This is a genomic window from Variovorax sp. J22G73 (assembly GCF_030317035.1).
Classification (GTDB): domain Bacteria; phylum Pseudomonadota; class Gammaproteobacteria; order Burkholderiales; family Burkholderiaceae_C; genus Variovorax.
This window is the reverse complement of record NZ_JASZYK010000002.1, coordinates 755,790-772,184: the sequence shown is the minus strand read 5'-3', so window position 1 is coordinate 772,184 and position 16,395 is coordinate 755,790. Positions and strand designations below refer to the sequence as shown.

Genomic DNA, 16,395 nt, shown 5'->3' with positions numbered 1-16,395 from the left:
GACTAGCCGGCCGCGGCGAGCCGCACGTTCCAGAAGCGCGGCTTGGCCGGCGCCCAGCCCTTGAAGCCGACCACGCTCTTGCGCATGGCGGTGGCGTCGCTGGCGTTGAACAGCACGACCATCGGCACGTCCTGCAGCATCTGCTTGTGCATTTCGTCGAACAGCACCTGGCGGCGGGCCTTGTCGCGCGACACCATCGATTCGGTGAGGCGCGCTTGCGCATAGGGGCTGTCCCACACCTTGCGCGGCTGGGCGGCCTTGTCGCCGGAAACCATTTCGTAGTTCAGCGAGGGATCGATGCGCGCGGAGTACACGAAGGCCATGCTCTGGTACTGGCCCTTCGTGTAGCGGTCGAGCTGGGTGGCCCAGTCGAGCACCTCCAGCTCCACGTTGATGCCGGCCTCCGACGCCATCGCCTGCACCAGCACGGCGGCCGAGTACAGCGCCTCGTAGCGCTTGTTGGCGATCACGCGGATCGGCTGGCCGCGGTAGCCCGCTTCGGCCAGCAGCTTCTTCGCGGCGGTGAGGTCGCGCTTGAAGCCGCCGGCCTGCGTGGCGTCGTAGTAGGGGCTCGACGATGGCACCACCGAGTTGTTGACGGCGGAGAGCCCCTCGGTCACGGTGCGGGCGATTTCAGGGGTGTCGAGCGCCAGCGCCAGCGCGCGGCGAATGCGCACGTCCTTCAGCACGGGGTCGTTGGTCTGCAGCAGCAGCGCGACCATGGTCATCACGGGCGTGGTGTCGACCAGCACGTCGCTGCGCTTGCGCATCTCGATCACGTCGGAGGGGCTGGGGCTGATGAAGGCGTCGATGCCGCCGCTGTACAGCGCCGCCTTGGCCGCGGCCGAGTCGGGAATGACGACGAAGCGCAGGTTTTCGACCTCGGCCTTCTTGCCGCCGGTGAGGCCGTCGCGCGGCTCGGCGCGCGAGGTGTAGCCGTCGAAGCGGGTGAGCTCGATGTACTGGCCGCGCTTCCATTCCTTGAGCTTGTAGGGGCCGGTGCCCACGGGCTCCTTCCAGCTGCCGTCGGCGTTGAGCGAGCTGCGGTGCAGGATGGCGGCGCTGCCGCAGTCGGGCCGTGCCATCATCGTGAGAAAGAGGGCGCTGGGGCGCTCCAGCTTGAAGACCACGGTCTTGGGGTTGGGTGCCTCGACCGACAGCACCTTGGTCATGCCCTTGCCGTCGAACTCCGGCAGGCAGCGCCAGTTGGTGGCAGGCTTGAGGTAGCGCTGCCAGTTCCACACCACGTCGTCGGCCACCAGCGTGGCGCCGTTCTGGAACTTCACGCCGTCGCGCAGGGTGAAGGTGTAGGTGAGGCCGTCGGCGGAGGTGTCGACCTTGCTCGCCAGCATCGGGCCCACCGAGGTGTCTTCGCGCAGCGCCACCAGCCCTTCGCCCACGTGCAGCAGCACGTTGTCGGTGTTGTCGTCGCGGTTGCCGCCGGGGTCGGTGCTGCGGATGTCGGAGTTGATCTGCACGCGCAGCGTCTGCCCGGCACCTGCACTGGTGCCGGGGGCTGGCTGGGCCATGGCCGCGACGGCGGTTGCAAGGCCCAGCGCCACGGTCAGCGTGGCGGTGCGCAATGCACGGGGCGGGCAAGAGACAAGGGGCAAGGGAGGCACTGGAACTTTCATGACAACACTCCTGGCGTGGGCTGGGCCGATCAGATCAAGGGAAGCGCGAACAACTCAGAGGGAATACTCGGTGAAGCGGTGCGTGGGCTTGAAGGGCGCGGGGGCGATGCGCATCTTTCGTGCCGCCGGGTCCATCACGATGGTCGCGACCGTGGCCGACGACGCGCCGCCGGGGCCCGCGCTCGGGCTGCGGCACACGGCGCGCGGCGCGCCGAAGCGGTCTTGCAGCGCGACGAGCACGTCTTCTTCGGTGAGGCCGCCGGCGCGTTCGCGCTGCAGGTGCAGTGCCTCGGTCACGCGGCGGTCGCGGTACAGCGAGTCGGGCGTGGTCTCCAGGCTGCGGTCGACCACGCGGGCCAGCGCGGCCGGCGTCTTGAAGTGGTTGGCGTGCACCAGGATGCCGCCTTCGGGCTGCTGCCAGAACACCTGGTCGGGGCAGGTCTCCAGGCTCACGGCCTCGCCTTCGGCGTGCGTGAGGATCATGTTGTTGGAAATGGAGCGCGCCGTGCGGCACACCACGCCCAGCGCGTTCGCATACAGGTCCGACTGCAGGATGCCGCGGCGAATGAGCGCCAGCGGCACGCCCTGCTGCTTGCCGTCGCTGTCGGCCTTGATGAAGTTGCCCGTGACGGCGATGCCCGCGCTGTTGAGGCCGGCGCGTGCGAGCGTGCCCGCCTCCGCGAAGGTCAGGATGGCGGGGCCCTTGGCCGGCTTGATGCGCAGCACCACGCCGAGTTCGAGGCTTTCGACGCGCCAGTCCCAGTTCTGCGCGTGAATGAGCTTGCCGCTGGCCGAGGCCGACGGCATCACCACCACGCCGGTGCAGCCGTCGGGCGGCTCCGTGGCTTCGAGCTGCTTGAAGGCGTAGAGCATTTCGCTGCGCGCGTTCAGCGCCACGATGTCTTCGGGCGGCACGCCCGCGCCTTCGGCCACGCCCTCGATCTCGCGCAGCATGCCGGCGTCGAAGGCCTCGATCATCGGCATGAAGCGGCGCGCCAGCGCGCGGGTGCGGTCCCAGCCGAGGCCCACGCGCTCGAAGGCGGCGCGGTAGGTGCGCAGGCTCAGGTCGATGCGGTCGCCGGCGGCGCGGCCGTACTGCCGGCCGCATTGCGCGGCGTCGCCTTCGATGTCGTAGAGGGGAAACGAGTCGATGTCCATCTTGTGCTTTCTTGCGGAATTCAGGCGGCCACGTCGGTGGCCTGCGCGGTCTGCGCGATGGCGGCGCGCAGGCTGTCGACGATCTGGTCGATGTGCTTGCGCTCCAGCGTGAAGGGCGGCGACAGCGCGATGGTGTCGCCCACCGAGCGCACGAGCACGCCGGCGTCCAGGCAGTGCTGCGCCACGGCCTGCGCGTGCGTGCCGGGGCCGGCGGCCCACGGTTGCAGCTCGATGCCGGCGAGCAGGCCCACGTTGCGCACGTCGGCCACGCCGGGCAGGCCGCGCAGCGCGTGCAGGCATTCCTCGAAGTAGGGCGACAGCGCGCCGGCCTGGGCGATGAGCCCGTCTTGCAGGTACGCGTCGAGCGTGGCCATGGCGGCGGCGCAGGCCAGCGGGTGGCCCGAGTAGGTGTAGCCGTGCGACAGCTCCACCGCGCTCACGCTGCCCTGCATGAAGGCGTCGTGCACCGCGCCGCGCATCAGCACCGCGCCCATGGGCACGGCGCCGTTGGTCAGGCCCTTGGCGGTGGTGATGATGTCGGGCACCACGCCGAACAGGTCGGCCGCAAAGTTCGCGCCCAGGCGGCCGAAGCCGGTGATGACCTCGTCGAAGATCAGCAGCACGCCGTGTTTGTCGCAAATTTCGCGCAGCCGCTTCAGGTAGCCGCGCGGCGGCGGCAGCACGCCGGTGGAGCCGGCCACGGGCTCGACGATGACGGCGGCGACGGTCGATGCGTCGTGCAGGGTGAGCAGCGCTTCGAGCGCGTCGGCCTTCTCGATGCCGTGCGCCGGCTCGCCGCGCGAGAAGGCGTTGCGCGCCAGGTCGAGCGTGTGGGGCAGGTGGTCCACGCCGTTGAGCAGCGGCCCGAAGGTGCTGCGCTGGCGGCCGATGCCACCCACCGAGATGCCGCCGAAGCCCACGCCGTGGTACGCCCGCTCGCGCCCGATGAGGCGGTATCGGCCCGCGTCGCCGCGTGCGCGGTGGTAGGCCACGGCAATCTTGAGCGCGGTGTCCACCGACTCGGAGCCCGAGTTGGTGAAGAACACGTGGTCCATGCCCGCGGGCGCCATCTGCGCCAGGCGCTCGGCAAGCTCGAAGGCGCCGGGGTGGCCGATCTGGAAGTTGGAGGCGTAGTCGAGCACGTCGATCTGCGCCTTCATGGCCGCGCTGATGCGCGGGTTGCGGTGCCCGGCGTTGACGCACCACAGGCCGGCGATGGCATCGAGCACGCGGCGGCCGTCGGCCAGGTCGTAGTACAGGCCTTCGCTGCCGACGATCAGGCGTGGCGCTTGCTTGAACTTGCGGTTGGGGGTGAATGGCATCCAGAAGGCCTCGAGCGAGGCGGGCGAGGTACCCGAACTGGTCGAGGCAGGTGCTTGGGAACGCGAAGACAGGGTGTCGGCTGGGGCCACGAGGTTTTCTCCGTTGGGAATCGACCCGGTGCCCGGGCCGTCGTGGCGCTGATCTTGAAATTTAAATTGTATTTTTGGTGCGAGATGTACATGGTTTTTTAGCACCAAAAATACAAAACCCCGGCGATGATCGGCCCCGGACCGCGACGTACGGAGAACCCCTGGATGGCCGAACAGTTGGAACAATTCGAGAAGGCGATTCCGCCGCTCACCCAGCGCGTGAGCCGCTACATCCTCGACCAGGCGCTGGCCGGCGGCTACGAAAACGGCCGCCACATGACCGAGGCCGACCTGGCCGGGCGGCTCGGCATTTCGCGCACGCCGGTGCGCGCGGCGCTGCGCTTTCTGCACGAGCGCGCGCTGCTGGCCCACGTGCCCAACCGCGGCTACACGCTGGTGGCCGACCGCGAGGCGCTGGGCCGGGCCCGGCGCGAGATGCCCGAGGACGAGGAAAAAACCCTGTACTACCGCCTGCTGCGCGACCGCCTCGCGGGCAAGCTGCCCACGCGCGTGAACGAGCTGGAGCTGGCGCAGACCTACGCCGTGCCGCGCCCGCTGCTGCGCACCGTGCTCACCACGCTGCTGCAGGACGGCGTGCTGCGCGGGCGCCACTACCAGCGCTGGGAGTTCACCGAAACGCTGGACTCGGTCGAAAGCGAACGCGAGAGCTACCGCTTTCGGCTCACGGTCGAATGCGCGGGCCTGCGCGAGCCCGGCTTCCAGGTCGACCTGCAGCGGCTGCTGGCTTGCAGGGAGCGGCAGCAGGGCCTGCTGGTGCATGCCTCGCGCTATTCGTGGATGGACTTCTTCGAGGCCAACGCGCAGTTCCACGAGCTGCTGGCCAGCGCCTCGGGCAACCGCTTCTTCCTGGACGCGGTGCAGCAGCAAAACCGGCTGCGCCGCATGTCGGACCTGTCGGACTACCCGCTGGTGAACATCGACCTGCTGCACAAGTCGTGTCACGAGCACCTGGAAATATTGGACGCGGTGGAGCGCAACGACCTGGCCACCGCGGCCGAACACATGCGGCTGCACCTGAGCCGCGCCAGCGACCTGCTCGAGCGCCGCGTGCAAGGCGTGCTGGGCGACTGAACACCCTTTCTTCCCTTTCATGACACACGACGACGACACCGCGCTGGCCGATGGCTGGCGCCATGGATTTCCCACGGCCGGTGCACCGGTCGAACGCCCGCGCGCGCGGCCGATCTTCCAGGCGCCGCAGAACCGCTGGGCGTTCTCGCACCTGCGCGAGTTGCAGCCGACGCGCAATGTCGCACGCGGACCTGCCCAGGGGCAGGGGCAGGGACAGGGGCAGGTTCAGCCGCCGGTGTCGGTGCTGCCGCGCGCGATGCGACCGGAGCTCGATGCCTTGCGCTTCGCGCGCTTCGGCGATGGCGCGCCGACCGACTGGCTGGGCGCGCTGGAGGCCATCTGCGCCGACGGCGCCGTCGTGCTGCACCGCGGGCGCATCGTGTACGAGCGCTATTTCGGCGCGCTCGACGAACACGGGCAGCACATGGCGATGTCGGTCACCAAGTCGGTGGTCGGCACGCTGGGCGCCATGCTCGCGGCCGACGGCACGCTGGACGAACACGCGCGGGTCGCGCACTACATCCCCGAGCTGGCCGCGAGCGCCTTCGGCAGCGCGACCGTGCGCCAGGTGATGGACATGACGACCGGCATCGACTACTCGGAAGACTATGCCGACGCCGAGGCCGGTGTGTGGAAGCACGCACGCGCCGGCGAGCTGCTGCCGCGCCCGCCGGGCTACGCGGGCGCCGAGGGCTATCGGCAGTTCCTGCAGACGGTGCAGGGGCAGGGCGTGCACGGCGAGGCCTTTGCCTACCGCACCGTCAACACCGACGTGCTGGGCTGGCTCATCGGCCGCGTTACCGGCGAACCGTTGGCGAAGGTGCTGGGCGAGTTGATCTGGTCGCGCCTGGGCGCCGAGCAGGACGCGGCCTTTGCGGTCGACGGGCAGGGCGCCGACTTTGCCGGCGGCGGCCTGTGCACCGGCCTGCGCGACCTGGCGCGGCTGGGCGAAATGATGCGGCTCGGCGGCTTCTTCAACGGCGCGCAGATCGTTCCGGAGGCGGTGGTGGCGGACATCCGGCGCGGCGCGGACCCGGCGCGATTCGCACTCGCGGGCTACACGCGGCTGGCCGGCTGGAGCTATCGAAACATGTGGTGGGTGGCGCACGACGCGCACGGCAGCTTCATCGCGCAGGGCATCCACGGGCAGGCGCTGCACATCGACCCCGTGGCCGAGATGGTGGTGGCGCGCTTCGCCTCGCACCCGCTGGCCGCCAACGCGCATTTGCCGACCTCGATGCCGACGTTTCGCGCGATGGCCGCGCACCTGATGGGCGAGGCGGGTTGACTAGCCGGTGATGAGTGCCGGGTCGACCACGCGCACGCGGTGGTCGACGTAGTAGCCGCCGAACTCGGTGTAGCGCAACACCAGCCGCGTGCACGACGCGCAGCGGTACACGTCGCAACGGTTGTACGGAAAGTGCGCCACCGAAATGGGTGCGTCGGGCGAGTCGTAGCGCGTGCCGGCGGGGTGCCATTCTTCGAAGGTCGGCTCATGCAGCTCGGGGTCGCGCAGCGTGCCGACGCGCTGCATCAAGGCCTCGGGCCAGCGTTCTTCGGTGATGCTTTCCCAGGCGGTGGCGGCTTGCAGGCGACAGGGGCAGGGCGTTGCCGCGGACGCTTCATCGCGCGTGGTGGCCAGTTGCTTGAGCCCTGCAGCGTCCAGCAGGGGTGGGGACGTGGTGTTCATTCCCCCCGAGTTTGCTTGAGCGCGCCTTCGTCTACCGGCGAGGGGAGATGTTCAGCTGCTTGCAGAACTCGTAGAAGGCCTCGAGTTGCAGCGACTTGTCGAACACCGCATCCACGCCCGCGGACAAGGCGCCTTCGCGCACTTCGGAGCTCGCATAGTTCATGAGCACCACCGTGCGCTGCGAAGGCGACTTGTGCTCCTTCAGGTACTGCGCCACCGTCAGGCCGTTGCCCTCGGCCAGGAAGATGTCGATCACCGCCGCGTCCCAGCCCTCGGGGTTTTCCTTCAGCCAGTGGATGGCGTCGTCGGAGGTGGTGGCGTTGCCGATGACATCGCATTCGCAAAAGTGTTGCAGCCCGTCGGTCAGTGTGTCGGCGATCAGCGGGTTGTCTTCTATCAGGTAGATGCGGGTCATCTTTGTGGCGCTCTGAAGCTCTCTTGTGCTCTCGTGTCTCGTTGTCGTGGCTCGGCTTGTCTCGCGCCGAGGCCGCAATTGTCTCCCGCGAGGCGGGCCGGCGAGTCGGACAACACCGCCATCTGTCGTAGATCCCTGCGCGCGGACCACCCTGCGCAGCGCATGGCGGCGGTTTGTCTGGAAAAATGCAAATCAATGACAACCGAACCGTTTCCATCGTCGGCAGAACAAAAAAAACTCCGCGTGCTCCTCGTCGAGGACGACGCCGACACCCTTGCCACCACCTTGAAACTGCTCGAAGCCATGGGCCACTGGGCCACCGGCGTGCGCAGCGCGGAGGCGGCCATCGCGCGCTTCTTCGACGGTGCGTTCGACGTGGTGCTGGTCGACATCGGCCTGCCCGCGTTGTCGGGGCATGACTTTGCGGAGCGCCTGCTGAGCGACCACCGCGTGCCGGTGGTGTTCGTCACCGGGCAATCGGAACCGGCCACGGCCATGAAGGGTACGGTGTGGCTGCGCAAGCCGTACACGGTCGAGCAACTGACGGCAGTGCTGGAGCAGTCGCAGGCGGCGGTCGAGCCCTGAGTTGCTTGAGTTGTAGAACCGGCGCCTGAGGTACGACCAGGCCGGCGCATCACTGGCGTACAAGACCGCGCGGCGGGCGCGACCTATCGTGCGGCGGTCTTGAACTCGCAATGCTTTCCCAGATGCCGCAGTCTTTCGCCACCCCTTCCCCTTTCACCGCTCCCTTCACTTCTTCCGGCCGCAGCGCGCTCGTGCAGGCGCCGCCCTGGCACTACGCCGGCTGGCTCGTCAACGTGGCCTTCGAGTTCGACGCCGTGCGCGGCGCCGCGCTGGTGCCCGCGGAACTCGGCGCGCCCACCGGCAGGGGCTGCGTGCACTTCGCCGACTGGCAGGCCCGCGGCGACGACGGACAGGCGCTGCTGGACCCGGTGTACGCGCAGTACCGCGAGACCATCGTCGTGCTCGAGCTCGCGGGCCGGCCCGGCGAGGCCGCGCGCTTCTACTGCCCGCTGATCTACGTGGACCAGGACATCTCGCTGCTGCGCGGCTGGCTGCAGGGCTGGCCCAAGAAGATCGGCAATACCTGGCTCACGCGCAGCCTGCCGCTGATCCACCCCGCGGCCTCGCCGCTCTCCCAAGGAAGCCGGCTGGGCGCGAGCCTGAGCGTGAAGGAGCGGCGGCTGGTCGATGCCTCGGTCACGCTCACGGGCGAGAAGGCCGAGCGGCTGGGTTTACTGGGCGCGCCCACCATCGGCGCCGTGGGCTGGCCCGACCTGACGCAGCCCGGCAGCGTGGCGACGCCGCGCTACCTGCGCGCGGACATCATCGACTGCGTCGAGTCGGGCTGGACCGGCGGTACCGCGACCCTGCAGTTCCACGAACACCCGGTCGAGGAACTGGCCCTGCTCGGCGAGGTGCGGGCGAGCACGGCGAGCGCGGGCTGGATGGGCATCACCGTGCGCGGTGCGCTCGCAGCCTGATGCTCGCGCCGAGTTCACCGGAATGACCCACGGCGCCGCCTCCCGCGTCATCAGCCTGCCGATGGAAGACGGCGCGCAGGTCGAGGCCATGTTCGCCGCCGACCCAAAGGCCCACTTCGACCTGCACTGGCATGCCGAGTGGAGCGTGGGCGCCATCCTGGAAGGGCGCTGCGAATTCACCTGCGCGGGCGAGCGCCAGCTGGCCGAAGCTGGCGACCTGGTGGTGATGGCCCCCGGCATGCTGCACACCGCCGGCGTCAGCGCGCAGGGCTTTCGCATGGTCATGCTGTATGTGCCGCAGGCCTGGGTGGCCGCGCAACTCGGTTGGCCCGAGGCGCGCAGGGGCGTGCTGCACTGCGCGGTGCGGCGGGACGCCGCCGCGGCTCAGGCGCTGGCCTCCGCCGCGCGTGCGGAAGATGGGGCCACGCTGGGCCGGCTGCTGGCGCGGGTTCTGCGCGCGCAGACGGGCAGAGAGCTGGTCGCGGTCGAGCGGCAGCTGAGCGATGCACGCGTCGAGGCGGTGTGCCGGGCCCTGGCCACCGAGGACGCCTGCCGCATCGACCCCGGCGCGCTCGCGCTGCGGCTGGGCATGTCGCGCGAGCACTTTCACCGGCTGTTCCGCGTGGCCGTGGGCATGACGCCCGCGCACTACGCGCGGCTGGCGCGCATCTGCCGGGCCAAGGTGCTGCTGCGCGAAGGGCAGGCGGCGGCGGAGGTGGCGGCGCAATGCGGCTTCACCGACCAGGCGCATTTCTCGCGCTGGTTTCGCCGGTGCTTCGGTGTGACGCCGGGGAACTACATGGCCGTGCGGGGCCGGGTGGAAAAGGCTGCGTGAGAAACTCGGGGACTCGCCCGCCCGATGTCCGGGCCCATGCAGACAACCACAGGATCGCGCGTTTTGGAAGAGAAGGTCATCTCCGTTGCCCCCATGATGGACTGGTCCGACCGCCATTGCCGGTACCTCCATCGCCTGCTGTCGCGCCACGCGCTGCTCTATACCGAGATGGTGACCACCGGCGCGCTGATTCACGGCGACGTGCCCCGGCACCTTCGCTTCAACGCCGAGGAACACCCCGTGGCGCTGCAGCTCGGCGGCAGCGAGCCGACCGACCTGGCGCACTGCGCCAGGCTGGGCGAAGAGTGGGGCTACGACGAGGTCAACCTGAACTGCGGCTGCCCCAGCGAGCGCGTGCAGCGCGGCGCGTTCGGTGCCTGCCTCATGAACGAGCCGACGTTGGTGGCCGACTGCGTGAAGGCGATGGTCGACGTGGTCGGCATTCCGGTCACGGTCAAGCACCGCATCGGCATCGACAAGATCGAGAGCTACGAGTTCGTGCGCGACTTTGTAGGCACGGTGAGCGAGGCGGGCTGCCAGACCTTCATCGTGCATGCGCGCAACGCCTGGCTGCAGGGCCTGAGCCCGAAGCAGAACCGCGAGATTCCGCCGCTGCGCTACGAGCTGGTGCACCGGCTCAAGCACGAGTTTCCGGCGCTCAAGTTTTCCATCAACGGCGGCATTTCGGTGAACGCGCAGGTGCACGAGCACCTGCGGCTGCTCGACGGCGTGATGGTGGGGCGCGAGGCGTACCACAACCCCTGGTGGCTGGCCGAATGGGACGCCGAGTTCTACGGCGCCGCGCCGCAGGCGCTCACGCGCGAAGAGGTCGAGTCGCTGATGTGCGATTACATGGCCCGCGAAGCCGCCGAGCACGGCACCCACTGGTGGTCGATTGCGCGCCACATGCTGGGCCTGCGCAACGGCCTGCCCGGCGCGCGCCGCTGGCGCCAGGTGTGGAGCGACCACAAGCTGAAAACCCTGCCGCCGCATGAGGTGATGGCACTCGCCCACGGGCCTGCCGCGCAGGCGGCCTGAACCGGGTTTTCTTGCCGATTCGCCGCGGGTGCGTTCGTCGCTCGCTCGTCGCGCCCAGCGAATTTCCCCGCTTTTTCTCTCCGCAAACGTATGCGGACGCGCCGCCATGCGCCCCATGCACCATTTCAGTGAAACGCTGTTCCGAAATTCCTACTTCTTGATAAGTGGCGCGTCAATGGGTTTTTGCTGAAAAATGGGGGGTCAGGGAAATAAAAAGGCATGGATACATGAATGACGCGATCGGCGGCAAAGAAGAAGTAAGCGCGCTCGCACGCGGTCTGGCGCTCCTCAAGGTGATAGGGATGGCGCCAGCGGCCATCGGCAACAGGGAACTGGCGGATGCCACGGGCATCCCCAAGGCGACGGTGTCGCGCCTCACCGCCACGCTGGTGGGCGCGGGCTACCTGCGCCAGTCGGAAGACAGCGAGCGCTTCAGCCTCGGCCCCGCACTGCTCGACATGAGCAGCCGCTACCTGCGCAATTTCGACCTGCGGACCATGGCGCGGCCCTATCTGGGGGAGTTGTCGGAGTCGGCCGGCGTGAGCGTGCACCTGACGGTGCGCGACGAGCTCGACATGCTGGTCATCGACTCGCTGCGGCCGCGCTCGGTGGTGATCAGCTCGCGCATCGACGTGGGCACGCGCATGACCATCGCCACCTCCGCGGCCGGCCGGGCCTTCCTGGCCGCGCTGCCCGAGCCCGAGCAGGCGGTGCTGCTGGAGCAGATCCGCCTGGAAAGCGGGGAGAACTGGGGCGCCATCGAGCCGCGCCTGATGGCCGGGCTCGACGAGTACGCGCAGCACGGCTACTGCGGCTCCTTCGGCGACTGGAACCCGCACATCCACGCCCTCGGCTTCGCGCTGGAAGGCCCCCGGGGCGAGCGCTACGCCGTGAGTTGCGGCGGGCCGGCCTACCTGCTGCCGAAGGACGCGATGGTCTCGCGCATCGTGCCGATCCTGCTGGAGACGGCGCAGCGCATCGCCGGCGAGGCCGGCACGCTGAACCTGGACTGAAAAAAGAGCGCTGCAGTGCGCGGGGCACCGCGGAACCGGCTTTGCCGGGCCGCAGGTGCCGCCCCCGGTAGGGGGTTGGAGGAGCGACACGAAGTGCGCGCAGCCTGGGGGCGAGCTTTATACAGCGGCTTCCAGGCCGTTGCGGAAGTGCTCCTGCATGCGCGCCATCGCCGCCTCGGCGTCGCGCGCCTCGATGGCCGCCATCACCGCGCGGTGCTCGGCCAGCGACTCGCCGATGCGCCCGGCCTTCAGCAGCGAGTTGTGCCGGTTGAGCTTCATCACCTTGCGCAGGTCGGCCACCATCTGGTCGCGCCACTTGTTGTTGGCAATGGCCAGCAGGCACATGTGAAAGCGCTCGTTCACCGCGAAGAAGTGCTCGCGGTCTTCCGGCGTGGCCGCGGCCTCGAGCTCGGCGTGCAACGCCTTCAGCTCGGTGCGCTGCGCGTCGGTGGCGCGCTCGGCGACCACGCCGGCGGCATCGCTCTCCAGCAGCGAGAGCAGGTGGTACACGTCGGCCAGGTCCTGCTCCGACACCTCGGTCACGTAGGCGCCGCGGCGCACCTTCATCGTCACCAGCCCTTCGGCCGCCAGCACCTTCAGCGCTTCGCGCAGGGGGGTGCGGCTGATGCCGTATTCCTCGGCCAGCTTGAGTTCGTCGATCCAGCTGCCGGGCTCCAGCTCGCGGCGGAAGATCCGCTGGCGCAGCAGCTCGGCCACCTCTTCATAGAGGGCGCGGGGAGTGAGGGTGACGGCGGACATGGGCCGGACTGTACTGCAAAAAAGCTGTTTGAATTAATAATTACGGATGGAGTAGACTCGCGCCCGGCTTGCAAATCCGTGCGAGCGAATTTGCGAAATACCTTGCAGACCCTGCGAACGGCCCCCTTCATGAGCAGCACACCAGCACCCACCTTCAAGCCCGCCGACCTCGAGGCCTGGGCCAAGTCCGCGGCCAAGTCCGCGCCCGGTGGCGACGTGAACGCGCTGAACTGGATCACGCCCGACGGCATCAGCGTGAAGCCGCTGTACACCGCGGCCGACCTGCAGGGCCTGAAGTACACCGACACGCTGCCCGGCTTCGAGCCCTACCTGCGCGGCCCGCAGGCCACCATGTACGCGGTGCGCCCCTGGACCATCCGCCAGTACGCGGGCTTTTCCACGGCGGAAGAGTCGAACGCCTTCTATCGCAAGGCGCTGGCCGCCGGCGGGCAGGGCGTGAGCGTGGCCTTCGACCTGGCCACCCACCGCGGCTACGACAGCGACCACCCGCGCGTGACCGGCGACGTCGGCAAGGCCGGCGTGGCCATCGACTCGGTGGAAGACATGAAGATCCTGTTCGACCAGATCCCGCTGGACAAGGTCTCCGTGTCGATGACGATGAACGGCGCCGTGCTGCCGGTGCTCGCGGGCTACGTGGTCGCGGCGGAAGAGCAGGGCGTGTCGCAGGAGCTGCTGAGCGGAACCATCCAGAACGACATCCTCAAGGAGTTCATGGTCCGCAACACGTACATCTTTCCGCCGGCGCCGAGCATGCGGATCATCGGCGACATCATCGAGTACACGGCGCAGAAGATGCCCAAGTTCAACTCGATTTCCATCAGCGGCTATCACATGCAGGAGGCCGGCGCCAACCAGGCGCTGGAGCTGGCCTTCACGCTGGCCGACGGCAAGGAATACGTGAAAACCGCGCTGGCCAAGGGGCTCGACGTCGACGGCTTCGCCGGGCGGCTGAGCTTCTTCTGGGCCATCGGCATGAACTTCTACCTCGAGGTGGCCAAGATGCGCGCGGCGCGCTTGCTGTGGTGCCGCATCATGAAGGAGTTCGAGCCCAGGAACCCCAAGAGCCTGATGCTGCGCACGCACTGCCAGACCTCGGGCTGGAGCCTCACCGAGCAGGACCCGTACAACAACGTGGTGCGCACCACCATCGAGGCCATGGCCGCGGTGTTCGGCGGCACGCAGAGCCTGCACACCAACGCGCTCGACGAAGCCATTGCGCTGCCCACCGAGTTCAGCTCGCGCATCGCACGCAACACGCAGCTCATCATCCAGGAAGAAACCCACATCACCAACGTGATCGACCCCTGGGCCGGCAGCTACATGATGGAGAAGCTCACGCAGGACATGGCCGACGCGGCCTGGACCATCATCGAAGAGGTCGAGGCCATGGGCGGCATGACCAAGGCGGTGGACAGCGGCTGGGCCAAACTGAAGATCGAGGCCGCCGCCGCGGAGAAGCAGGCGCGCATCGACTCCGGCAAGGACGTGATCGTGGGCGTCAACAAGTACAAGCTGAAGACCGAGGACGCGATCGACAGCCTCTCCATCGACAACGTGAAGGTGCGCGACCAGCAGGTGGCGCGGCTGCAGGCCATTCGCGCCTCGCGCGACAGCACCAAGGTGCAGGCCGCGCTCGACGCGCTGACCGACGCCGCCGAGAACAACACCGGCAACCTGCTGGCGCTGAGCATCGACGCGGTACGCTTGCGCGCCACGGTCGGGGAAATTTCTGACGCGCTCGAAAAGTCTTTCGGCCGCCACCGCGCCGACACGCAGAAGGTGACCGGCGTGTACGCCGCGGCGTACGACTCGGCGGAAGGCTGGGAAGCGCTGAAGACCGAAATCAACGCCTTCGCCGAAGCGCAGGGCCGCCGCCCGCGCGTGATGATTTCCAAGCTCGGGCAGGACGGCCACGACCGCGGCGCCAAGGTGGTGGCCACGGCCTTCGCCGACCTGGGCTTCGACGTGGACATGGGCCCGCTCTTTCAGACGCCCGAAGAATGCGCGCGCCAGGCCATCGAGAACGACGTGCATGCCGTGGGCGTGAGCACGCTCGCCGCCGGCCACAAGACGCTGGTGCCGGCCATCATCGAGGAGCTGAAGAAGCAGGGCGCGGACGACATCATCGTGTTCGTCGGCGGCGTGATTCCGCGGCAGGACTACGACTTCCTGTACGAGGCCGGCGTCAAGGGCATCTACGGGCCGGGCACGCCCATTCCGGCCAGCGCCAAGGACGTGCTGGAGCAGATTCGCGCGGCCGTCGCGGCCTGAACCGAAGCACCGACGTGAGCGATCTCTTGTCGCGGCTGTCGCTGCAGCCGGTGGATTCCAGCGATTTCGAGGCCATGCTGGCCCTGCGCGTCGACGCGATGCGCCCGAGCCTGGAGCGCGTGGGCCGCTTCGACCCCGAGCGTTCGCGCGAACGGCTGAGCGCGGGCTTCGTGGTGCCGTTCATGCACCACATCGTGCTCGACGGCGACCAGCGCGTGGGCTTCGTCACGCTCAAGCCGGAAGGCGCCGATGCGCTGCGGCTGGACCACCTCTACCTGCGCACCGGCTTCCAGGGGCTGGGCATCGGCGAATGGGTGCTGCGCTGGGCCAAGGCGCAGGCGCGCGAGCAGCAGCGCGACATCGCGCTCACCGCGCTCGTGAAAAGCGACGCCAACCGCTTCTACCTGCGGCACGGCTTCGTGCTCGAGGGCGAGGAGGGCGTCGACCTGCATTACCGCTGGCGCGTGGCGTCGGAGGCGGCGTGCTGAACACGGTGCAGGGGCTCGAACAGGCGCTCGCAGGCACCGAGGGAATGCCGCAGCGCCGCGCCATCGCCAAGGCGATCACGCTGCTCGAATCCACACGCGCCGACCACCGCACGCAGGCGGACGAGCTGCTCACCGCGCTGCTGCCGCGCACCGGTAATTCGTTTCGCCTGGGCATCTCGGGCGTGCCGGGTGTGGGCAAGTCGACCTTCATCGAAACCCTCGGGCTGCTGCTGATCGACAAGGGGCACCGCGTGGCGGTGCTGACCATCGACCCTTCTTCGACCGTATCGGGCGGCTCCATCCTCGGGGACAAGACGCGCATGGAGCGGCTGTCGGTGCACGAGCGCGCCTACATCCGGCCGAGCCCTTCGAGCGGCACGCTGGGCGGCGTGGCCGAGAAGACGCGCGAGGCCATGCTGGTGTGCGAGGCCGCGGGCTACGACGTGGTCATCGTCGAGACCGTGGGCGTGGGCCAGAGCGAGACGGCCGTGTCGGGCATGACGGACATGTTCGTGCTGATGCAGCTGCCCAACGCCGGCGACGACCTGCAAGCCATCAAGAAGGGCGTGATGGAAATCGCCGACCTCGTGGTCATCAACAAGGCCGACATCGACAAGGACGCGGCGACGCGCGCGCAGGCGCAGATCACCTCGGCCCTGCGCCTGTTCGGCCACCAGGGCAACCCCGAGCACGCGCACGCGGTGCACGACGCGCACAGCGGCGCGCAGGTGCGCTTCTGGCTGCCCAGGGTGCTGCAGCTCAGCGCGCTCGCGGGCACCGGGGTGGACGCCTTCTGGGACGCCGTGAGCCAGTTCAGGCAACTGCAGACCGCCAACGGCAAGCTCGCCACGCGCCGCGAAAGGCAGGCCACCGCCTGGATGTGGGAGCGCATCGACGCCGGGCTCAAGCAGGCCTTCAAACATCACCCGCAGGTGCGCGAGCTGCTGCCGCAGCTCACGCAGCAGGTGGCGCAGGGCAGCCTGCCGGCCTCGACGGCGGCGCGCAGCCTGCTGGCGGCGGCGGCCATCACCGCGCGCCCCTGAACGCCCCGGGCCGCACAGCTC

General features: G+C 68.8%; 16 protein-coding genes. 10 read left to right on the top strand and 6 right to left on the bottom strand.

Annotated elements, in window-relative coordinates:
* Nucleotides 1-2: 2 nt before the first annotated feature.
* From QTI51_RS11645 to aptA, 3 genes are read right to left on the bottom strand one after another with little or no spacing between them, the layout of a single operon-like run.
* Entirely contained in the window at nt 3-1,634 is a 1,632-nt protein-coding gene (locus QTI51_RS11645) for an ABC transporter substrate-binding protein (protein ID WP_286515819.1), read from the bottom strand.
* A gap of 54 nt (nt 1,635-1,688) precedes the next feature.
* Nucleotides 1,689-2,792: a C45 family autoproteolytic acyltransferase/hydrolase gene (locus QTI51_RS11640; RefSeq protein ID WP_116907230.1), complete on the bottom strand. Its 1,104-nt coding sequence runs from the start codon at nt 2,790-2,792 to the stop codon at nt 1,689-1,691.
* Nucleotides 2,793-2,812: 20 nt separating this feature from the next.
* On the bottom strand, nt 2,813-4,186 hold the full coding sequence (gene aptA, locus QTI51_RS11635) for an omega-aminotransferase AptA (protein WP_503011502.1): 1,374 nt from the start codon (nt 4,184-4,186) through the stop codon (nt 2,813-2,815).
* Between the two features lie 183 nt (nt 4,187-4,369).
* On the opposite strand from aptA, the gene QTI51_RS11630 reads away from it, so the two are divergent.
* Both QTI51_RS11630 and QTI51_RS11625 read left to right on the top strand, forming a co-directional pair.
* Nucleotides 4,370-5,296, top strand: coding sequence for a GntR family transcriptional regulator (locus tag QTI51_RS11630; RefSeq protein ID WP_165840256.1), 927 nt, complete (start codon nt 4,370-4,372; stop codon nt 5,294-5,296).
* A gap of 19 nt (nt 5,297-5,315) precedes the next feature.
* Complete coding sequence (locus tag QTI51_RS11625) at nt 5,316-6,584, top strand: serine hydrolase domain-containing protein (RefSeq protein WP_116907233.1); 1,269 nt, start codon at nt 5,316-5,318, stop codon at nt 6,582-6,584.
* Here QTI51_RS11625 and QTI51_RS11620 read toward each other — a convergent pair whose 3' ends face one another.
* Nucleotides 6,585-6,986, bottom strand: a complete 402-nt coding sequence (locus QTI51_RS11620) for a hypothetical protein (RefSeq protein ID WP_116907234.1) — start codon at nt 6,984-6,986, stop codon at nt 6,585-6,587. It abuts the gene before it with no gap.
* 31 nt (nt 6,987-7,017) lie between these two features.
* Nucleotides 7,018-7,401 carry a response regulator gene (locus QTI51_RS11615; RefSeq protein ID WP_116907235.1) on the bottom strand — a complete coding sequence of 128 codons (384 nt, stop codon included), beginning with the start codon at nt 7,399-7,401 and terminating at the stop codon, nt 7,018-7,020.
* 243 nt (nt 7,402-7,644) lie between these two features.
* On the opposite strand from QTI51_RS11615, the gene QTI51_RS11610 reads away from it, so the two are divergent.
* The 5 genes from QTI51_RS11610 to QTI51_RS11590 all read left to right on the top strand — a co-directional run bounded on the left by QTI51_RS11610 (nt 7,645) and on the right by QTI51_RS11590 (nt 11,792).
* Complete coding sequence (locus QTI51_RS11610) at nt 7,645-7,986, top strand: response regulator (RefSeq protein ID WP_165840257.1); 342 nt, start codon at nt 7,645-7,647, stop codon at nt 7,984-7,986.
* A gap of 122 nt (nt 7,987-8,108) precedes the next feature.
* On the top strand, nt 8,109-8,906 hold the full coding sequence (locus tag QTI51_RS11605) for an acetoacetate decarboxylase family protein (protein WP_116907237.1): 798 nt from the start codon (nt 8,109-8,111) through the stop codon (nt 8,904-8,906).
* 22 nt (nt 8,907-8,928) lie between these two features.
* Nucleotides 8,929-9,741, top strand: coding sequence for a helix-turn-helix transcriptional regulator (locus QTI51_RS11600; RefSeq protein ID WP_116907238.1), 813 nt, complete (start codon nt 8,929-8,931; stop codon nt 9,739-9,741).
* A 36-nt stretch (nt 9,742-9,777) separates the two neighbouring features.
* The gene (gene dusA / locus QTI51_RS11595; protein WP_116907833.1) at nt 9,778-10,779 is read left to right on the top strand and encodes a tRNA dihydrouridine(20/20a) synthase DusA; all 1,002 of its coding nucleotides are present in this window, start codon (nt 9,778-9,780) and stop codon (nt 10,777-10,779) included.
* 227 nt (nt 10,780-11,006) lie between these two features.
* A complete protein-coding gene (locus tag QTI51_RS11590; protein WP_116907239.1) occupies nt 11,007-11,792 on the top strand; it encodes an IclR family transcriptional regulator in 786 nt (261 codons plus the stop codon).
* A 117-nt stretch (nt 11,793-11,909) separates the two neighbouring features.
* Here the strand turns inward: QTI51_RS11590 and QTI51_RS11585 are convergent, their stop codons facing one another.
* Entirely contained in the window at nt 11,910-12,551 is a 642-nt protein-coding gene (locus QTI51_RS11585) for a GntR family transcriptional regulator (protein ID WP_116907240.1), read from the bottom strand.
* 129 nt (nt 12,552-12,680) lie between these two features.
* Between QTI51_RS11585 and scpA the strand changes: the two genes are divergently transcribed.
* Genes scpA through meaB form a run of 3 tightly spaced genes read left to right on the top strand, consistent with a single transcriptional unit; the run spans nt 12,681 to nt 16,374 of the window.
* Complete coding sequence (scpA, locus tag QTI51_RS11580) at nt 12,681-14,843, top strand: methylmalonyl-CoA mutase (protein ID WP_116907241.1); 2,163 nt, start codon at nt 12,681-12,683, stop codon at nt 14,841-14,843.
* Between the two features lie 14 nt (nt 14,844-14,857).
* Entirely contained in the window at nt 14,858-15,331 is a 474-nt protein-coding gene (locus tag QTI51_RS11575; protein WP_116907242.1) for a GNAT family N-acetyltransferase, read from the top strand.
* A 44-nt stretch (nt 15,332-15,375) separates the two neighbouring features.
* Nucleotides 15,376-16,374 carry a methylmalonyl Co-A mutase-associated GTPase MeaB gene (gene meaB / locus QTI51_RS11570; RefSeq protein WP_116907834.1) on the top strand — a complete coding sequence of 333 codons (999 nt, stop codon included), beginning with the start codon at nt 15,376-15,378 and terminating at the stop codon, nt 16,372-16,374.
* Nucleotides 16,375-16,395: the final 21 nt, after the last annotated feature.

Bases quoted from the DNA above. Each gene is read 5' to 3' on its own strand.
- QTI51_RS11645 (WP_286515819.1), bottom strand. From the start codon at position 1,634: ATGAAAGTTCCAGTGCCTCCCTTGCCCCTTGTCTCTTGCCCGCCCCGT.
- QTI51_RS11640 (WP_116907230.1), bottom strand. From the start codon at position 2,792: ATGGACATCGACTCGTTTCCCCTCTACGACATCGAAGGCGACGCCGCG.
- QTI51_RS11630 (WP_165840256.1), top strand. From the start codon at position 4,370: ATGGCCGAACAGTTGGAACAATTCGAGAAGGCGATTCCGCCGCTCACC.
- QTI51_RS11625 (WP_116907233.1), top strand. From the start codon at position 5,316: ATGACACACGACGACGACACCGCGCTGGCCGATGGCTGGCGCCATGGA.
- QTI51_RS11620 (WP_116907234.1), bottom strand. From the start codon at position 6,986: ATGAACACCACGTCCCCACCCCTGCTGGACGCTGCAGGGCTCAAGCAA.
- QTI51_RS11615 (WP_116907235.1), bottom strand. From the start codon at position 7,401: ATGACCCGCATCTACCTGATAGAAGACAACCCGCTGATCGCCGACACA.
- QTI51_RS11605 (WP_116907237.1), top strand. From the start codon at position 8,109: ATGCCGCAGTCTTTCGCCACCCCTTCCCCTTTCACCGCTCCCTTCACT.
- QTI51_RS11600 (WP_116907238.1), top strand. From the start codon at position 8,929: ATGACCCACGGCGCCGCCTCCCGCGTCATCAGCCTGCCGATGGAAGAC.
- dusA (WP_116907833.1), top strand. From the start codon at position 9,778: ATGCAGACAACCACAGGATCGCGCGTTTTGGAAGAGAAGGTCATCTCC.
- QTI51_RS11590 (WP_116907239.1), top strand. From the start codon at position 11,007: ATGAATGACGCGATCGGCGGCAAAGAAGAAGTAAGCGCGCTCGCACGC.
- QTI51_RS11585 (WP_116907240.1), bottom strand. From the start codon at position 12,551: ATGTCCGCCGTCACCCTCACTCCCCGCGCCCTCTATGAAGAGGTGGCC.
- scpA (WP_116907241.1), top strand. From the start codon at position 12,681: ATGAGCAGCACACCAGCACCCACCTTCAAGCCCGCCGACCTCGAGGCC.
- meaB (WP_116907834.1), top strand. From the start codon at position 15,376: ATGCCGCAGCGCCGCGCCATCGCCAAGGCGATCACGCTGCTCGAATCC.